Genomic DNA, 18,281 nt, shown 5'->3' with positions numbered 1-18,281 from the left:
CGAAAGGCTTCCGGAGAGGCTTCCCGCCTCTCCCATTGGGAAAAATCCGACATTGATTCTCCGCCGGTCGCTGAGCGAACCCCGTCGGCTCGCGTCGATAGGCCGATCGTTTACTCGGCGCCGGCCGGTTCGATTCGTGTGGCGGAGACGCGGATGCCGTTTTGAAACAGCTCCAACGCTTTGAATCGCCCGTTCTGCTCGTCTTTAAACGTCAACGTGGCCCGGACGATCTTGTAAAACCATTCCGTCTCCGATTTGGGAAAGACTTCAAACGCGGGTTGGCCGCTCAATTGCACCATCAACCGGCCTTTCGCAATGCTGACGTCAAACACAGCTCCGGGCGCGATTTGGTAACGGCCTTCGCACCGTTTCATCTTCGCCAGCGGCACGTCGATCGTCGATTGAAACTTTCGGGGCTCGACCACCGCACCGGCCAACATGCGAATCAAGTCTTCGGCCAGCACGTCGACTTCCATGGTTGCCGTGTTGGTCAGCAACACGACGGCCGCCGGAACCTCGCGGCTGACGAACAACATGGCATGGTAGCCGCCGGTCTGTCCGTTGTGCCACCGCGTCGATCCGTCTCGGGCGATGTGCCAACCGAGCCCCATCGCAAAGTCCTTGGCGTCGCCGCCGCGATGTTGTTTCCAAGCAAGCTGGAGAGCTTTTCCCAAGTCGTCGTCCGGCGGATCGAGATTCGACTTGGCAAACCGCAGCATGTCCGTGACGGTGCTGCGGATCCCGCCGGCACCGGGCAGGTCGGCAAACTCCCACGTCGAATGCGGCTTTCCCGGTGTGCTGTGGCCGATCGCAAGACGCTTGAGGACTTCGGCATCGCCGGTCACCGTGGTGCTGGTCATTCCCAGTGGTTTGGCGATGCGTTGGGACAACAGTTGGTCGTACGATTTGTCGGCTTGGTGACAGAGCAGATAGCCGAGAAACGAAACCGCAAAGTTCGAGTACTCCATCTTGTCGCCCGGATCGCGGGTCAACGCATAGTCGTCCAGGAACTCGAGGGCGAGCTGGGAGGTGTAATCGGCATAGGGATTTTCACCGCCGACGTTCTTCATGTTGCTCGGCAATCTCGGCAGTCCCGACCGATGGACCGAAAGATCCAACAGCGAGATCGTCTTGCCGTTTGAATCGGGCATCCTGGCACCAGCGGGCAACAGATCGGCGGCATCCTGATCCAGCTTGACTTTGCCTTGGACGACCGCGTCGGCGAGAAGGATTCCCGTAAAGACTTTCGAGACCGAGCCGATTTCATAAACCGTTTGATCGGTCGGCTCTTCACCGCGATGGGAAGTCTTGCCAAAGTGGAACGTCGCCGAGGAATCCCCCGCGAGCAGTCCCAACGAGAGACCGACGACCTGCTCGGAATCGAGATACGGCTGAACAAGCGAACGGATTCGCTGCTGCGTCGCCGGGTCGTCCAAATCTGGCGGTGCGGCTACCAGCCGGTCGGCGGTGAAGACCAACAGCAAACCGCAAAAGGCTGAGCGTAGGGCAGCGGGAAAGCGATCGATCATCGAGACTCCTCGGTGTGTGTTCAATCGACTGGAACGCTCGATCTTAACTGCACGACGACCTTCCGTGGGGTAAACGTGCTGTTTGCCGGGGAATCGCAAGCTGGAAGCGTATCGGCCTGATGATTCAATCAGCCGTTTGGCGCGAGCCTACGGGCAGGCGGGCGTTTTCGTGATGGTCGAGGCCCGTACGCTCGCGCGATACGGCTAATCCCACGTGTGATCCCACTCAATCAACAAGCCGGTACGCCACCCGTGGTGGCGGGGAATCGCAAGCTGGAAGCTTACGCCACTTATTTGATGATCTTTTTTTTCCGTAGCGCTTCGATGATTTGGTTGACGCACTCGTCGATGGTCTGTTGGGACGCATCGAGGGTAACATCGGGGTTGGGCGGAGTGTCGTACGGGGCCGTGACTCCGGGGAAGTTCAGCAATTCACCGGCGTCGGCTTGGGCGTACTGGCCTTTCTCGTCACGCCGGCGACAGACTTCCACGGGCGTCGCAACATGCACGACCAGGAAGCGTTCTTCGCCGATCACGCGAGCCACTTTCTGGCGAACCTCCTCGCTGGGGGCGACAAAGCAGGCGACGCAAATCATGCCGGCTTCGTTCAGCGTGTGTGCCAGGTGGGCGCTTCGACGAAGATTTTCACTGCGATCGTTGGCGCTAAAGCCAAGGTCACGTGAGAGGCCCTTGCGGACGTGTTCACCGTCGATGACCGAAACGGCCCGACCACTGTCGAACAGCTTGCGTTCCAGGGCTTGGCCGATGGCGGTCTTGCCCGACCCGGTCAATCCGGTCAGCAACACCGTGGCCGGTTGTTGTCCGAACCGGGCGGCGCGTTCTTCGGCGGTGACCGCGGAGACCGGTGCATTGTCGTCGCGATCGCCGGCTTCCTCTTCGTCCCAGACCGATTTCGCCCCACCGTCACCCGATTTATCCAGGATCATCCCCGCGGCGACGGTCGCATTGGTGATCCGGTCGATCACGATGAACGCGCCGGTGGAACGGTTGCGGCGATAGGCATCAAAATGGATCGGTGCAGAAAACGAAATACCGACGCGGCCGATGGCGTTGAGTTCCAATTCGGGGGCGGGGCTTCGGTGCAGCGTGTTGACGTCGACTCGATAGTTGAGCGTGTCGATCGTCCCGGGAACGGTTTGCGTGGTGTGTTTAAACAGGTACGTCTTGCCGGGCACCATCGGCTCTTCGCCCATCCAAACCAACATGGCCTGGATCGAATCTCGCGACTTGGGAAGGTTTCCCGGGCGAACGATCATGTCTCCGCGTGAGGCATCGATTTCGTCTTCCAGTGTCAGCGTGACCGACAGCGGAGCATAGGCTTCCTCGAGTTCACCCTCGTAGGTCACGATCGATTTCACTTTCGAGGTTCGCTTGCTCGGTAGCACCATGATCTCTTCGCCGGGACGAATGATCCCGGAGGCGACCGTCCCGCAGAAGCCGCGGAAATCCAGGTTGGGACGATTGACCAATTGGACGGGGAACCGGAAATCTTGCAGGTTGCGATCGCTGCCGATGTAAACCGATTCCAGGAAACCCATCAGCGTCGTCCCGGTGTACCAGGGCATCGACTTGCTGCGATCGACAACGTTGTCACCGTTGAGCGCGCTGATCGGAATGAAGTGCAGGTCGGGAAGATCCAGTCGCGTGGCAAAGGACCGGTAGTCGTCGCAAATCGATTCGTATTTTTTTTCGGAAAACTCGATCAAGTCCATCTTATTGATGGCCACGACGACGTGACGAATCCCGAGCAGCGACACGATAAACGAATGCCGCCGGGTCTGCGTCAACACGCCGTGACGGGCATCGATCATCAGGATGGCCAGATCCGCGGACGAGGCTCCGGTCGCCATGTTTCGCGTGTATTGTTCATGGCCGGGGGTGTCGGCGATGATGAACTTTCGCTTCGCGGTGCTGAAGTAGCGGTAGGCGACATCGATCGTGATGCCTTGTTCTCGCTCTTCCTTCAATCCATCCATGAACAGGGACGGGTCAAAGTTTCCGCCGGTCGATCCCTGTTTGGCGGAATCCGATTGGACCTTGGCCAATTCGTCTTCGTAAACCAACTTGGAGTCGTACAGCAGACGTCCGATCAACGTGCTCTTGCCATCGTCCACGCTGCCGCACGTGATGAACCGCAAGAGTTGCTTGTTCTCATGTTGCTTGAGATAGGCGTTGATGTCGGTTGCGATGAGGTCAGACTGGTGAGACATGGTTGCTGGTGAAAGGGGGTGAGGGGGGCGCGGCCGAAGCAGAGGCTTTGGTGACGAAGGCTTCGATGGCCGAGGCGTTGGCGGATGGACCGGTGGTAGAAAGCGGTGACCGATGGCTAGAAATAGCCCCGTTCTTTTTTCTTTTGCATGCCGACTCCGCCTTCGTCTTTGTCAATCACACGTCCCTGTCGCTCGCTGGTCGTCGTCAGCAACATCTCCTGGATCACGTCCACCAGATCGGTCGCTTCGGATTCGACCGCACCGGACAGCGGGTAGCAGCCCAACGTTCGGAACCGCACCATCTTTTCCTCTTCGACTTCGCCTTCCAACAGCGGCATGCGGTCGTCGTTACGCATGATCAGGATTCCGTCCCGCTCGACGACCTTGCGCTTGGTCGACAGGTAAAGTGGCACGATCGGGATATTTTCCAGATGGATGTATTGCCAGACGTCCAGTTCCGTCCAGTTGCTCATCGGGAACACGCGGATCGACTCACCCTTGTTGACGCGTGCGTTGTAGAGGTTCCAAAGCTCGGGTCGTTGATTCTTGGGGTCCCAGCGGTGGCCTTTGTCGCGAAAGCTGAAAACCCGTTCCTTGGCCCGCGATTTTTCTTCGTCGCGACGCGCCCCACCGAAGGCGGCGTCAAAACCGTATTGATCCAGAGCGGCCTTGAGCGCGTCGGTCTTCATGATCTCGGTGTGACGCTCGCTGTCCTCCCATGGCTTGATGTCGTGCTTGAGGCCGTCTTTGTTGATGTACACGATCAGATCCAGCCCCAATTCCTTGGCGACATAATTGTCCCGGAACTCGTACATCTCCTTGAACTTCCACGTCGTGTCCACGTGCAGCAAGGGAAACGGAGGTTTGGCCGGAGCGAAGGCCTTGAGAGCCAGGTGGAGCAGCACTGCAGAGTCTTTGCCGACGCTGTAGAGCATCACGGGATTTTGGAATTCTGCAGCCACCTCGCGGAAAATATGAATGCTCTCCGCTTCCAGCTGTTTTAGGTGGGTCAGGTTGTAATCCGACATCAGGACGCCGTAAGGGTGGGGAATTTAACTTTGGCGCCGGACATGGCTTGCCCGGCCGAGGGAGTATAGGCAGAGAGTTGCAGTTTTAAGAGAGGGAATGGTCAGTTTGAAATCCAGGTTCCAGGTTCCAGGTTTTAAGAATGGTTCGAAATTTTCTTGTCACCTATTTTCTTGTCTGCTTCTGTTTTTCCCCACGCATTTTTCTGCCCCCCATTTTTCTGCCAACTGCCAACTGACCTGGAACTTGGAACTTGGAACCTGGAACTTAGAACTCCTTTCTCTCTCCCGTTGCCATTCGGGGTGTTGGGGCTTAGGCTCTGGGATTCTGCGCCGGGGAACAAAATCTTCCCGGCCTCATCAATTTTTCCGGAGTGATTCTGGTGTCGGGAACTTGCGTCATTGGTTTGCAGTGGGGTGATGAAGCGAAGGGCAAATTAGTTGATTTGCTGGCTTCACAATTTGATTTGGTCGTCCGTTATCAGGGCGGAGCGAACGCCGGCCACACGGTGGTTGTCGGCGATGAAGTCTACAAATTGCACCATATCCCCAGCGGAATCCTGCATCGTGGGGTCCAGAATCTGATCACCCCCGGTGTGGTGATCAACCCCGAGACCATGATCGGCGAGATGGAGGGACTTGCCCCCCGCGGAGTCAACTGCGACGAAAACCTGCAAATCAGCGAGCGGGCCCACCTGGTCATGCCGTGGCACATGGCCGAAGACCGTCAAATCAACGCGACCGCGCTGCGTGGCGAGTCGATCGGAACGACCAATCGAGGCATCGGACCATGTTATCGGGACAAGGTGGGACGCACCCACGCGATCCGCATGACCGACTTGGTCCAACCCGGCCGAGATGAACGCATCCGGACGGTCGCGGAACAGAAACTGGCGATCTTGCGAAACATGGGGGCGTCCGAGGAGGAACTCGACTCGATCGCCGCCGACAAGGTCATCGCTCAAGCAACCCGCTGGGCGAACCGTTTGCAGGGCATGATTGCCGACACGACCGATACATTGCTGGATGCCGCCGAGCAGGACAAACGGATCCTGTTTGAAGGAGCGCAAGGGGCTCTGCTGGACATCGATCACGGCACGTATCCATTTGTCACCAGCAGCAACAGCAGCGGCGTCGGCGTCTGTGCCGGTGCCGGGGTGCCGCCGCGCTGGATCAATACGGTCCTGGGCGTTTGTAAGGCCTACAGCACCCGCGTCGGTGGCGGGCCGTTCGTGACGGAACTGGAAGACGAAACGGGCGATCGGATTCGCAAGCTGGGCAATGAATTTGGGACAACGACCGGGCGTCCTCGGCGCTGTGGATGGTTCGATGCGGTTGCGGTTCGCTACACGGCACGACTGAGCGGCGTGACCCGATTGGCGTTGATGATGATGGACGTGCTGGCGCACTTGGATGAACTCAAGATTTGTGTCGCGTATGAATTGGACGGCGAGCGGATCACACGATTCCCAGGCCATGCCGACCAGCTTCGCCGTTGCAAACCGATCTACGAAACGATTCCGGGCTGGAAACAACCGGTCGATGACGTGCGTCGCGAAGAGGATTTCCCGGAGGGCGCGCTGGCCTATGTGCGTCGAATCGAAGCCCTCGTCGGAATCCCGGTCGGCGTGTTGTCGGTCGGCCCCGACCGTGCTCAAACCATTTTCACGAAGCAATCCGACGAGTTGAATTTGCAGCCGATCGGAGCCTGAGCGACCGATGAACGCAAAGATCCCTGACTCAAAGCCTGCGGAAACCGACGATGCTCGCAGTGTCGATCCGAAAGTGGCGACCACGCGTTTGCCCGATCATGTTGCGATCATCATGGACGGCAACGGTCGCTGGGCTCAATCGCGCGGCATGCCGCGAATCGAAGGCCATCGCCGTGGCGTCGATTCGGTCAGGATGGTCAGCGAGACGTGCACCGAACTGGGAATCGAAGCGGTCACCCTGTATTGCCTTTCCAGCGAAAACTGGAAACGCCCCAAAGCGGAACTCGAATTCCTGATGCAGCTGCTCGAGCAATACCTGGTCGAGGAGCGCGAGTTGATCATGAAGCAGGGCCTGCGGCTGAAGGTGATCGGGCGACGCGATCGATTGCCCGAAAGCGTCTTGGTCGAAATGGATCGAACGATCGAGGTTTCAGCGGACAACCCGGGGACTCAGCTAGTGCTCGCGATTGATTATGGCGGGCGTGATGAGCTGGCGATGGCGGCGAGATCGATTTGTCGCGATGTCCAGGCCGGGCGGTTGGACGCAGACGCCATCGACGAACAAGCCATCACGCAGCGGCTCTACACCGCGGGTTTACCGGATGTCGATCTGATGATCCGTACCGGAGGCGAAATGCGGGTGAGCAATTTCTTGCTATGGCAACTCAGCTATGCCGAGTTGTGGGTCACAGAAACCTGTTGGCCTGATTTCAGCCGCCAGGAATTCGCGGCGGCGCTGGAGAGTTTCGGGTGCAGGGACCGACGCTTCGGCGGGCTTTCGGAAACACCTGTCGAATCAACGTTCGGTGAGACTTGATGCTGCGTGATCGTTTGAGAACCAGCGCGATCTTGATTGTGATCGTCCTCGGTTTATTGTCGCTCGACTACTCGATCCGCATTCCGGGTGCTGATGGCGTCTGGCTGTTGCCGCTGCTGCTGTTTTTTGCGATCGGCACGGCATGGGAAATCGCGGTGATGCTCTCCGCGGGCGGGCAACCGGTCCGTCGGACGGTCGCGGTGGTCGGTGCCACGCTGGTCGCGTCATCGGCGGCGGTCCCGTTCTTGTGGGTGCTGGGGACGAATGATTATCCGAAAGATTGCCCCGTCGGCCGATTGGGCTGGATCGTGCTGGCCGCGACGGCGGCGGTGTTTCTGAGCTTGATCGCCGAGATGCGAGAATACGGAAAAGGCGGCGACGAAACCCCGGGTGACGCGATCCGGCGAACCTCGGCGGCGATTTTCGTTTCGATGTATGTCGGAGTGCCGATGGCGATGCTGATCGCACTCCGTGGCCTGCACGCGGAGCCGACAGCGGGCCGTTTCGGACTCGCCGCCTTGGTGACGACGATCCTGGTCACCAAAGTGGCCGATGCGGGAGCGTATTTTTCGGGCCGGGCGCTGGGGCGACACAAATTGATCCCGCGACTGTCGCCCGGAAAAACGATCGAAGGCGCAATCGGGGGCATTTTGGCGTCGACCATCGTGGCCTATTTAGCGCTGGCGTTTTTGTTTCCGGCACTATTGGCACGTCCGGCGGACACTACGACGGTGATGAACGAGACCGCCGTTAAAACCGGTTTATCCGCACTTTTGGCCCCATCCTGGGTCGGGGCGATCGTGCTGGGACCGGTGCTGGCGATCTCGGGCATGGTGGGAGACCTGGCTGAATCCCTGTTTAAACGGGATTCCGGCGTCAAGGACAGCGGCAACCTGCTGCCCGGATTGGGGGGGGTGTGGGACGTGACCGACTCGTTGCTTGCAGCGAGCGTGCCGGCATTTTTCTGCTTCGCCACCGGTGTTGGTGGCCCATAATGCGGTGTCTTCTTCTGGTGAAGTCGATACGATTGATTGATTACGTCGTGATCCTGGACATGAGCCGCTCGACTGGAACAGCTCGACAGGATCAACCCAACCTGATGGCCGAGAGGTCGGCCTAAACCGAATGACTGAAGCCACATTAACGGTCACGGCACCCGACGAGTTGTTGCAGCTTTTCGGTCCCCGAGACCAACATTTACGAAAACTGCGGCAGTTATTCGATGTCACGATCACGCATCGAAACGGACGAGTGCGAATCGCCGGCGAGGGCGAGGGCGTCTCCGGGGCGATGCGTACTTTGGAAAAACTGCTGCACAAAGTTCAAAAGCAGGGTGCGATCGGCGGCGAGGACGTGGAGACGGCTGCGGTCGAAGAGGGCGCCAAGGTCGAGCCGGGGGCCAAACTGAAGGTGTCCGGCAGCGAGGACATTGCGATTCAGCATGCCGGCCGCAGAATTCGTCCGCGAACCGAAGGGCAAGCCAAGTACGTCGATGCGATTCGTGAATACGACTTGACCTTCGCGACCGGGCCGGCGGGCTGTGGAAAGACGTATTTGGCGGTGGCGACCGCGGTGGAGGCTCTCAAAGCCGGCCAGATTCGCAAGATCGTCCTCGTCCGCCCCGCCGTGGAAGCCGGCGAAAGTCTGGGTTTTCTGCCCGGAGACTTACGCGCAAAGCTGAACCCTTATCTGCGACCACTGTTGGACGCACTGGGCGAAATGGTTGACTATGACCAAGCGCGTGAGTTAATGGAGCAGGAAGTCATTGAGGTGATTCCACTGGCCTACATGCGGGGGCGGACACTCAACGATGCCTTCATCATCTTGGACGAAGCCCAAAATACGACGATCGCACAAATGAAAATGTTTCTCACGCGGATGGGGGAACGCAGCAAGATGGTGGTCAGCGGTGACGCCACGCAGCTCGATTTACCGCGCGGAGTGACAAGCGGGTTGAAAGACGCCATCCGTCGACTGCATCGGATCAAGGCGATCGGCATGATTCGATTGACCGGCGAAGACATTGTCCGGCATCGATTGGTGCAACGCATCGTCGAAGCCTATGAAGAGACCGAGAACACCGGAGCATCGGTTCGACCGCGGCGTGGAAGCGTGCGGGTGATCGGAGGCGATTTGTCCGGGCGAAGCGGTGGCGAGGAAACGTTGGATCGGTAGCCCACCCGAGGAATCGGATCCGCAGACATGAACGGCCAAACAAAGACGCGAACGCGACAGGAACGCATTGAATCGCTGGGGATTCCCAAGCCGAAGATGGTTCAGTGGTGGATCGATAGCGACAAGGCCGATTGGGCCGTCCGGATTCTGATCGGTCTGTCCGCGGCAATCGCGCTGCTGGTCGTTTGCCGGACCTGGGAACCGCGATTCGCGTATCGCACGGGCATGATCCCGGTGCGAGACATCATCGCCCGGGTAAATTTTGAGGTCGAGAACCAGATCGAGACCGAAGCATTGCGGCTCCAAAAGGTACGTGAAGTTCCGGTCTACTACCGGAACTGGAAAGCGCCTCTGGAGCAACTGCGGGCACGTTTGAAGAATCGCTTGTTCGTGATTCTGGACGCCCAGTCGCTCAAGGAAATGAATGAAGAGGAGCGCAAGGCGTTCGAGGAGTTTGTCGCCACCGTGGCGGTCACGCCCGAATCGGCGACCACCGACCAGCCATCGGCCGATCAGCAATTCATCGCGATGAAGGCGGTGTTCGCCAGTGATCCCGAATTAGAAAAACTGGACACCGCGATCAAGAACTTGCAGAAAGACGAGTTCGACAACGGTTTGTTGCAATCGATCAAACACCAGGCCGAACAGGGCAGCCAGCGATTCATCCGCGTCTATTCGACCGAACCGTCCGATGCCGTCGAAGTCACCGTCGACGACGTCCAGATCGCGTTGATGAAGCCCAAGATCGAATCGATGCTGGCCGAAGAGTTTCGCTCGCAATTTGGCAGCCAGGTCGAAACCGATCAACACCGCCTGGTCGCTCAGATGGTCAGCCATTGGATCGACAAGCGGCTGCCGGAATATGAGACATTGTCCTATGACGACGAAGCCAGTGGTAAGGCGCGAGCAGAGATCGCCGCCAGCGTCCCGCCGGTGATGAAAAAATTCTACGCCGGGCAATCGGAACTCGCCGATGCGGGGGAACCGCTCGATGAGCACGAACTGCGTTTGTTGCAGATGGAGCATCGCCAATGGACCAACTATCGCGGCGCGATCGACCGAATCGCCCGAGTCGCCGCCTACGGCGGAATGATCGCGGCACTTTATTTGTTGTGCGGATCGTACATCCTGTTTGTCGACGATCGCTCGTTGGTGTTTGACCGCGTCAAGCTTTCCAAGTTGTTGTTCTTGTTCGTCTGCACGATCGGAATCAGCTACTGGGTTGCCAGCGACAAGTATCGGAGTGAACTCGCCCCGCTGGTCATCGCCTCGATCATCACCGCGATCGTGTACGGTCGCGATCTGTCGCTGTTGCTGATGTCGGCGGCGATCATCAGTGTGACGTTGTTTTTGAACGAAGGGCTCAGCCATTTGGTGATGTTGGCCGCGGCGGTCACGACGTCGACCCTACTGACCGGACGGATCCGAACCCAGAGCCATTTATTGTTCGTCGGCGGCGTCTCCGCGGCGGTCACGTTCCTGACGGTGGTCGGGGTGGGGATCGTCACCGGCGACACGACGACGATCCCGACCGGCGTAGAACGTCTGGCGCCGACGACCGTGAGTTTTCTGGAAGTGCTGGCCGGGCTGGCGCAAGAGGGTTTGCGTGCCGGCGCGTTCATCGTGATTTCCGCAGCGGCGCTGACGCCGATCTTGCCGTTGATCGAAAAAGCATTCGGCGTCCAAACCGATCTCAGCCTGCTGAGCTTGAGCGATGCCAGCCACCCGCTGTTGCGTCGTTTGGCGCAGCGTGCGCCCGGTACGTACAATCACAGTATCAACGTCGCGTCGATCGCCGAAGCCGCCGCCGATGCGATCGGGGCCAACGGATTGCTGGTCCGCGTCGGAGCGTACTTTCATGACATCGGCAAGATGTTCAAGCCGGAATACTTCATCGAGAATCAAAGTGGAGTCAACCAACACGATTCGCTGCAGCCGGCGATGAGCACGTTGGTGATCATCGCGCACGTGAAAGACGGAGCGGATTTGGCGCGGAATCACCACCTGCCCCAACCGCTGATCGACTTGATCATGCAGCACCACGGCACCACGCTGGTCGAATACTTTTTCAACGAAGCGGCCAAACGAAGTGAAGACAATCCAAACGAAAAACAGGTCAGCGACAAAGATTTCCGTTATCCTGGGCCGAAGCCCCAGACCTTGGAAGCGGCCGTGATGATGCTGGCCGATACCGTTGAAAGTGCCAGCCGCACACTGGTCGATCCGACTCCGGCGCGGATTCAGAACCTGGTCGACCAAATCGCGCAAAAGAAAATGGCGGACGGTCAATTCGACGAGTGCGGGTTGACGTTCCAGCAATTGAATCTTGTTCGAAAGAGTTTGGTGAAGTCCCTTACCGCTATCTATCACGCACGTGTCAAATACCCGAGCCAACAGCCAGCCTGAGACCGATTCGAAATCTCAGCCGGCTTCTCCCGATATCGAGGAGCCTGATCCTTCCGGTGCGATCCTTCGCAACGCTTCCCCCGATCAAGACGACAGCAGTGCCCCCCGCGATGGTGCGGGCGTCGCGGTGGATGTCCTGTGGGATGGCACGGTGGAAGCCTGGCAGGATCGTCTGGGACTGAGCGATGATCGGATGGCTGAAGCGGTGCGAGCGGCAGCGGCACGGCGTGGATTCCAACGCGGCCAAATCGGCGTGCGAATCACCGACGACGCGACGATCCACGAGATCAATGCCCGGCACCTGTCGCACGACTACCCGACCGATGTGATCAGCTTTCCCTATTCAGACGATCCCGATCACATCGAGGGCGAATTGGTCGCCAGCGTCGAGACCGCTCACGAGAACGCATCGGAGGTGGGCTGGGAAGTTGCCAATGAGATGTTGCTGTACGTGATTCATGGCGTGCTGCATATCGGTGGCATGGACGATCACGAAGCCGACGAGCGGGCGCTGATGCGAGACGCCGAGCGTGAGGTGCTGGCGCGGCTGGGGCTCCAGACGCCGGCTGTGGCGGAGGGCGACCAGCGTGGATAATGCGTGGCCTTACCTGATGGTTTCCGCCGCCGGATTCCTGGTCAGCAGCATCGGTGGATTAGGGGCGGAGTTGCTGGACTGTTTCGCAGGGCGGTCGCTGGAAGCGTTCTGCCGTGTCAAGAAACGCCGGGAACGATTCGGCAGCGTGCTGGAGCATCAGGACGCAGCGATTCGCGGCAGCGAATACTTGCGGATGATCGGAACGGTGTTGTTTCTGATCGCGGGCACGGCTGCTTTGATCATTTCCAAACAGGGTACCGGCTCGCTGGCCTTGACCACCATGCTCGGCTCGCTGGTCGCATGGGTCGTTTTGGCGGCGATCTCGATGATGTTCGTCCATGCCTGGCTACCGGCGGCGGTCACCCGATTCGCGTCGGCGCCGGTGCTCTATCACACCTGGCCGTTCTGGCGCACGTTGACGTCGGTCATGAACCCGTTTTCCATTCCCGGTGAAGTGATCGCGGCGCTCACCCGCCGGTTGTCGGGACAGGACGAAAACGAAGACGAGTCCGAAGAGTTACTCGAAGACGAAATCCGCACGATCATTGCCGCGGGGACGAACAAAGGCATCTTCGGGCCCGGCATTCGCGAAATGATTCAAAACGTGATGGATCTGAGCGACGACACCGTCGGTCACATCATGACCGTACGTGGGGACATCGATGCGGTCGAACTGGGCGACACCTGGCCGGCGGTGATGCAGCAGGTGATTGAATCGGGGCGAACCCGGTTGCCGGTCTACGACGGGACCTTGGACAAGGTCGTCGGTGTGCTGTACGTCAAAGACCTATTACCGGAGATTGCCGACGGGAAAACGCCCTCGCGACCGCTCGGGGAGATCATGCGACACGCCTGGACGGTGCCCGTTGATCGCAGCGTCGAATCACTGTTGAGAGAGTTTTTGCATAGCCGTTCCCACATGGCGATCGTTTTGGACGAGTTCCAACAGACCGCCGGGGTGGTGACCATCGAAGACGCCTTGGAGGAAATCGTCGGTGAAATCGTCGACGAATCCGACGAAGACGAGGAAACGCGGTTCGAAATCATCAACGAATCCACGGTCATCGTCAGTGGTCGCGTGATGATCGATGACCTGAACGACCGGCTGCATTGGGAACTGCCCGAGAGCGACGACTATGAAACGGTCGCCGGGATGGTCCTGAGCAACCTCGGGGAAATCCCCGAGGCCGGGGCGACCTTCCAGATCGGAGATGCCGCCTTTGAGGTGCTTCAGGCAACCCGCCAGAAGATCGAAATGATGGAAGTGCGGTACGCCCCGGGACATCGTGTCGCGGTGTAACCGCAAGAAAACACCCGATTTGCAAGGCGAAAACACGTTCGCCGGGGCGTTTCTTGCGCAAAATGCCTGTTTCAACACTCCCGGTCATTACGTTTTGATGGCCGAATTATAGAATTTGACGAAGTTTCCGAATTGGAACACTCGATACAACCCCTACAGTCCGTCGGTCGCTACAACTTGTGGCCCCGAAACGGATTGCCGCAGCGATGGCGCGGTAGAAACCTCGGCAACGCCGCCAGATGCCCCGGCGAGGCCACCAGACGACGCGAAAGATGCAGTTCATGACGACTACAAAACATGTCAAATCCGTCTCCGGAATCACCGTGCGACTGGCCGGGGATTCGGGCGACGGGATGCAGTTATTGGGGACCCAGCTGACCAATACCAGTGCGTTGGCTGGCAATGACGTGGCCACGTTCCCGGATTTCCCGGCCGAAATCCGCGCCCCGCGGGGGACCCGAGCCGGGGTCAGCGGTTTTCAGGTCCAGTTTGCCAAAGAGGAGATCTTCACGCCCGGCGATACACTCGATGCGCTGGTGGTGATGAATCCGGCCGCGTTGGTGACCAATATCCAGGACCTTCGCAAGGGCGGCATCCTGATCGCCAACGAAGACGGGTTCACCGACAAGGATTTCAAACTGGCCAAGGTCGATGCCAATCCGTTGGAAGCAACGGTGATCAACGACAGTTACCGGCTGATCAAGGTGCCGATGACGCAGTTGACCCGCACCGCGGTCTCCGAGCACGGTCTGAGCCCCAAAATTGCGGACCGCTGCAAAAACTTTTTTGCCATGGGCCTGGTGTACTGGCTGTTCGGCCGTTCGCTCGACCCGACGCTGCGCTTCATCGAAAACAAGTTCGGCAAGAAACCGGATGTCGCGTCAGCGAACATCGCGGCGTTGCGGGCCGGCTGGGCGTTCGGTGAAACCACCGAAGCGTTCGGCGAAAGCTATCAGGTCGAAGCGGCCGAGCTTTCCCCGGGCACCTACCGTAACATCATGGGCAACCAGGCCTTGGCTTGGGGCCTGGTGGCCGCCAGCAAGCTGAGCAAGAAGGATTTGTTCTATGGCACCTATCCGATCACGCCGGCCAGCGACATTCTGCATGAACTGACCAAGCACAAGAATTTTGGCGTCCGCACGTTCCAAGCCGAAGACGAAATCTCCGCAATGTGTGCCACGATCGGAGCGGCGTTCGGGGGCACGATGGCCGTCACCGCCAGCAGCGGTCCCGGAATCGCGCTCAAAGCCGAGGCGATGGGCTTGGGGATGATGCTGGAATTGCCGATGGTCGTCGTCAACGTCCAACGCGGCGGACCGAGCACCGGATTACCGACCAAGACCGAGCAGAGCGATTTGCTGCAAGCGATGTTCGGCCGCAACGGCGAGTCTCCGATTCCCGTGATCGCACCGCGGTCCCCGGCCGACTGCTTTGACATGGCAATCGAAGCCTGGCGGATTGCCACCGAGTGCATGGTGCCGGTCATGCTGCTCTCGGACGGTTACATCGCCAACGGCAGCGAGCCCTGGAAGATTCCGACCTTGGATTCGTTGCCGCAAATTGAAATCCAGCATCCGGTCGATAGCAACGACGGCGAGCCGTTCTTGCCGTATCTCCGCGATGAAAACATGGGCCGCCCCTGGGCGATTCCCGGGACCGAAGGCCTGATGCATCGAGTCGGCGGATTGGAAAAAGAACACCAAACGGGCAACGTCAGTTACGACCCTGCCAATCACCAATTGATGACCGAAACGCGAGCGGCCAAGGTTGCCAAGATCGCCGAGCGGATCCCCGAACAAGAGGTCTATGGTGAATCCAGCGGAGATCTGTTGGTCGTGTCTTGGGGCGGCACCTACGGCGCCTGTTTGACCGCGGTCCGCCGTTGCCAGGAAGCCGGACACCGCGTCAGCCACGCCCACCTCCGATACCTGAATCCGATGCCGCGAAATCTCGGCGACCTGCTCAAGTCATTTGATCGGGTGCTGGTACCGGAATTGAACATGGGTCAGCTCCGCATGTTGTTACGTTCGGCCTACTTGGTTGATTGCATTGGTTACAACAAGGTCCAAGGCAAGCCGTTCGCGGTCAGCGAACTGATTGAGCAAATTGAAGCCCTCGTGCCGGCCGCCGTCGCCGTCTAGATCGTCGCCGTCTAGATCACCGCGGCCGTTTCGTCGGCAACACGGTCGCCTTGCTCGCAGCGTCGAGCGAGGTGACGAGAAGCAGAAGCATCCTTTCAAACACAAAACGATTCCCCATATTTCCGCCATGTCCCTGCCTGTTCTCAAAGCCGCTGATTTTGCTTCTGACCAAGACGTTCGATGGTGCCCCGGATGCGGCGACTATTCGATTCTGGCGCAGATGAAAAAGGTTCTGCCGGAACTTGGCGTGCCGCGCGAAAAGATCGTTTTCATCAGCGGCATCGGCTGCAGCAGTCGTTTCCCGTATTACATGAACACCTATGGGATGCACAGCATTCACGGCCGAGCGCCGACGTTCGCGACGGGTTTGAAATCGACGCGTCCGGATCTGATGGTTTGGGTGATTACCGGCGACGGCGACGCGCTGTCGATCGGTGGCAACCACTTCATCCATGTGCTACGTCGTAATTTGGACATCAATATCGTCCTGTTCAACAATCGGATCTACGGATTGACCAAGGGCCAATACAGCCCGACCAGCACGGAAGGCCAGGTCACCAAAAGCACGCCGATGGGATCGATCGATCACCCGCTCAGTCCCCTGTCGGTCGCCTTGGCCGCCGAAGCAACCTTCGTGGCTCGGTCGTTGGACGCCCACGTCAAGCACCTCGGTGAAGTGCTCAAGCGTGCCTCGCAGCACAAGGGGACCTCGCTGGTTGAGGTGTACCAGAATTGCAACGTGTTCAACGACGGTGCGATGGCGTACGCCCAAGAAAAGAAACAGCGTGCCGACAACGTCGTCGAACTCGAACACGGCAAGCCGCTGGTGTTTGGCAAAGACAACGAGAAAGCGATCCGCCTGGTCGGAACCCATCTGGAGATCGTCAACCGCAACGATGTCCCCGATGATGACCTGCTGATCCACGACGAAAAAGATCCCAACCCGTCGATTCAAATGATGCTGGCGAGAATGCGTTATCCGGAAATGCCCGAGCCGATCGGCATCTTGCGTGACGTCGACAATGTCTCGACCTACGACGAACAGATCAACGCTCAAGTCGACCTCGCCAAAAAGACCCGCGGCGAAGGCGAGTTAGAAAAGCTATTCCACGCCGGGGACACCTGGGTCGTGGGCTGAAACGTTTACAGACGATGTCATCATGCAACGGTTGTTCCAGGGAGGAATGAACATGCCACGTGGAAAGACTTACTCAAACGCGACCAAAGCGATCGGCGATACCCCGATGATCCAAGTGAATCGCTTGGTGCCTGAGGGTGGTGCGAGCGTGTTCGCAAAGTGCGAATTCTTTCAGCCTCTCAACAGCGTCAAGGATCGGATCGGCGTTGCGATGATCGAAGCCGGCGAGAAGGACGGCACGATCACTCCGGAAACCCATGTGATCGAGCCGACCAGCGGCAACACCGGCATCGCCCTGGCGTTCGTCTGTGCGGCAAAGGGCTACAAGTTGACGTTAACGATGCCCGAGTCGATGTCGGTCGAACGCCGCGCATTGCTCCGCGCGATGGGAGCCAACCTGGTGCTGACGCCCGCCGGAGATGGGATGAAGGGGGCGATCAACAAAGCCGCCGAACTGGTTTCCCAAGACGAAACCGCGTTCATGCCGCAACAATTCGAGAACCCCGCCAACCCGGCGATTCACGAAGCGACCACGGGGCCGGAAATCTGGGAAGACAGCGGCCACCAAATCGACGCGATTGTGGCCGGCGTCGGGACCGGCGGAACGATCACCGGTGTCGCCCGCTACTTGAAACAGAAAAACCCCGACTTCAAAGCCATCGCCGTCGAACCGGTTCATTCGCCGGTCATCAGCGGCGGGGCAGCCGGCAAACACCGGATCCAAGGCATCGGGGCCGGGTTCATCCCCAAAAATCTGGACACCAGTATCATCGATGATGTGGTCCAGGTCGATGACGAAGACGCGTTTGCCTGGGGCCGACGACTGGCCAAAGAAGAAGGTATCGTCGGTGGCATCAGCAGCGGGGCCAACATGTGGGCCGCCGCCCAAGTTGCTGCCCGCCCGGAAATGAAAGGCAAGCGGATCGTCACGATCATGTGCAGCTTGGGAGAACGCTACCTGAGCACTCCGCTGTTCGGCGACCTGGGCTTGTAAGCACAGCGTCTCTCGAGCAGGTTTTCACTGGAGCGGGTTAGCTCGGTGAAGCATTCATTCCCCGCGTTTGGCCAGGCTTTAGCGACAGCCCGACGCGGTAGCGATCGACCCGCGCCAGACCGCGAAAGCAAGCGTCGTTTCGTCAGGTCGGGTGCCCCGTAGGCTCGCGTCAAACACTCTGATCACCGTTTGAGATCGGCCGGTTCGCGCCAGCGTCC

Annotated in this window: 13 protein-coding genes; 10 read left to right on the top strand and 3 right to left on the bottom strand. The window is 58.9% G+C overall.

Going from position 1 to position 18,281, the window contains the following annotated elements:
• Positions 1-110: 110 nt before the first annotated feature.
• The 3 genes from NZK35_RS10885 to cysD form a co-directional block, all read right to left on the bottom strand.
• Positions 111-1,529 (bottom strand): beta-lactamase family protein, encoded by a 1,419-nt coding sequence (locus tag NZK35_RS10885; RefSeq protein WP_259632561.1) that lies wholly within the window; start codon positions 1,527-1,529, stop codon positions 111-113.
• Positions 1,530-1,819: 290 nt separating this feature from the next.
• Positions 1,820-3,760 carry a sulfate adenylyltransferase subunit CysN gene (cysN, locus tag NZK35_RS10880; protein ID WP_259632560.1) on the bottom strand — a complete coding sequence of 647 codons (1,941 nt, stop codon included), beginning with the start codon at positions 3,758-3,760 and terminating at the stop codon, positions 1,820-1,822.
• A gap of 116 nt (positions 3,761-3,876) precedes the next feature.
• On the bottom strand, positions 3,877-4,788 hold the full coding sequence (gene cysD / locus NZK35_RS10875) for a sulfate adenylyltransferase subunit CysD (RefSeq protein ID WP_259632559.1): 912 nt from the start codon (positions 4,786-4,788) through the stop codon (positions 3,877-3,879).
• Between the two features lie 380 nt (positions 4,789-5,168).
• Here cysD and NZK35_RS10870 point away from each other — a divergent pair, with 380 nt between their 5' ends.
• The 10 genes from NZK35_RS10870 to cysK all read left to right on the top strand — a co-directional run bounded on the left by NZK35_RS10870 (position 5,169) and on the right by cysK (position 18,063).
• Positions 5,169-6,497 (top strand): adenylosuccinate synthase, encoded by a 1,329-nt coding sequence (locus tag NZK35_RS10870; protein ID WP_259632558.1) that lies wholly within the window; start codon positions 5,169-5,171, stop codon positions 6,495-6,497.
• Between the two features lie 7 nt (positions 6,498-6,504).
• Complete coding sequence (gene uppS / locus NZK35_RS10865; protein WP_259632557.1) at positions 6,505-7,314, top strand: polyprenyl diphosphate synthase; 810 nt, start codon at positions 6,505-6,507, stop codon at positions 7,312-7,314.
• Entirely contained in the window at positions 7,314-8,309 is a 996-nt protein-coding gene (locus tag NZK35_RS10860; protein ID WP_259632556.1) for a phosphatidate cytidylyltransferase, read from the top strand. The genes uppS and NZK35_RS10860 overlap by 1 nt, the downstream gene beginning before the upstream one ends.
• Before the next feature lie 130 nt (positions 8,310-8,439).
• The gene (locus NZK35_RS10855) at positions 8,440-9,489 is read left to right on the top strand and encodes a PhoH family protein (protein WP_259632555.1); all 1,050 of its coding nucleotides are present in this window, start codon (positions 8,440-8,442) and stop codon (positions 9,487-9,489) included.
• A gap of 27 nt (positions 9,490-9,516) precedes the next feature.
• The gene (locus NZK35_RS10850) at positions 9,517-11,895 is read left to right on the top strand and encodes an HD family phosphohydrolase (RefSeq protein ID WP_259632554.1); all 2,379 of its coding nucleotides are present in this window, start codon (positions 9,517-9,519) and stop codon (positions 11,893-11,895) included.
• Complete coding sequence (gene ybeY, locus NZK35_RS34675; protein WP_259632553.1) at positions 11,864-12,490, top strand: rRNA maturation RNase YbeY; 627 nt, start codon at positions 11,864-11,866, stop codon at positions 12,488-12,490. Before NZK35_RS10850 ends, ybeY begins: the two co-directional genes overlap by 32 nt.
• Entirely contained in the window at positions 12,483-13,790 is a 1,308-nt protein-coding gene (locus NZK35_RS10840) for a hemolysin family protein (RefSeq protein ID WP_259632552.1), read from the top strand. The genes ybeY and NZK35_RS10840 overlap by 8 nt, the downstream gene beginning before the upstream one ends.
• A 281-nt stretch (positions 13,791-14,071) precedes the next feature.
• The gene (locus NZK35_RS10835) at positions 14,072-15,931 is read left to right on the top strand and encodes a 2-oxoacid:acceptor oxidoreductase subunit alpha (RefSeq protein WP_259632551.1); all 1,860 of its coding nucleotides are present in this window, start codon (positions 14,072-14,074) and stop codon (positions 15,929-15,931) included.
• Positions 15,932-16,058: 127 nt separating this feature from the next.
• Complete coding sequence (locus tag NZK35_RS10830; RefSeq protein WP_259632550.1) at positions 16,059-17,069, top strand: 2-oxoacid:ferredoxin oxidoreductase subunit beta; 1,011 nt, start codon at positions 16,059-16,061, stop codon at positions 17,067-17,069.
• A gap of 52 nt (positions 17,070-17,121) precedes the next feature.
• On the top strand, positions 17,122-18,063 hold the full coding sequence (cysK, locus tag NZK35_RS10825) for a cysteine synthase A (RefSeq protein WP_259632549.1): 942 nt from the start codon (positions 17,122-17,124) through the stop codon (positions 18,061-18,063).
• The last annotated feature ends 218 nt before the right edge of the window (positions 18,064-18,281 follow it).

The organism is Stieleria sedimenti (genome assembly GCF_025060895.1).
Taxonomy (GTDB): Bacteria; Planctomycetota; Planctomycetia; order Pirellulales; family Pirellulaceae; genus Stieleria; species Stieleria sedimenti.
This window is presented reverse-complemented; position numbering and strand designations above follow the sequence as displayed.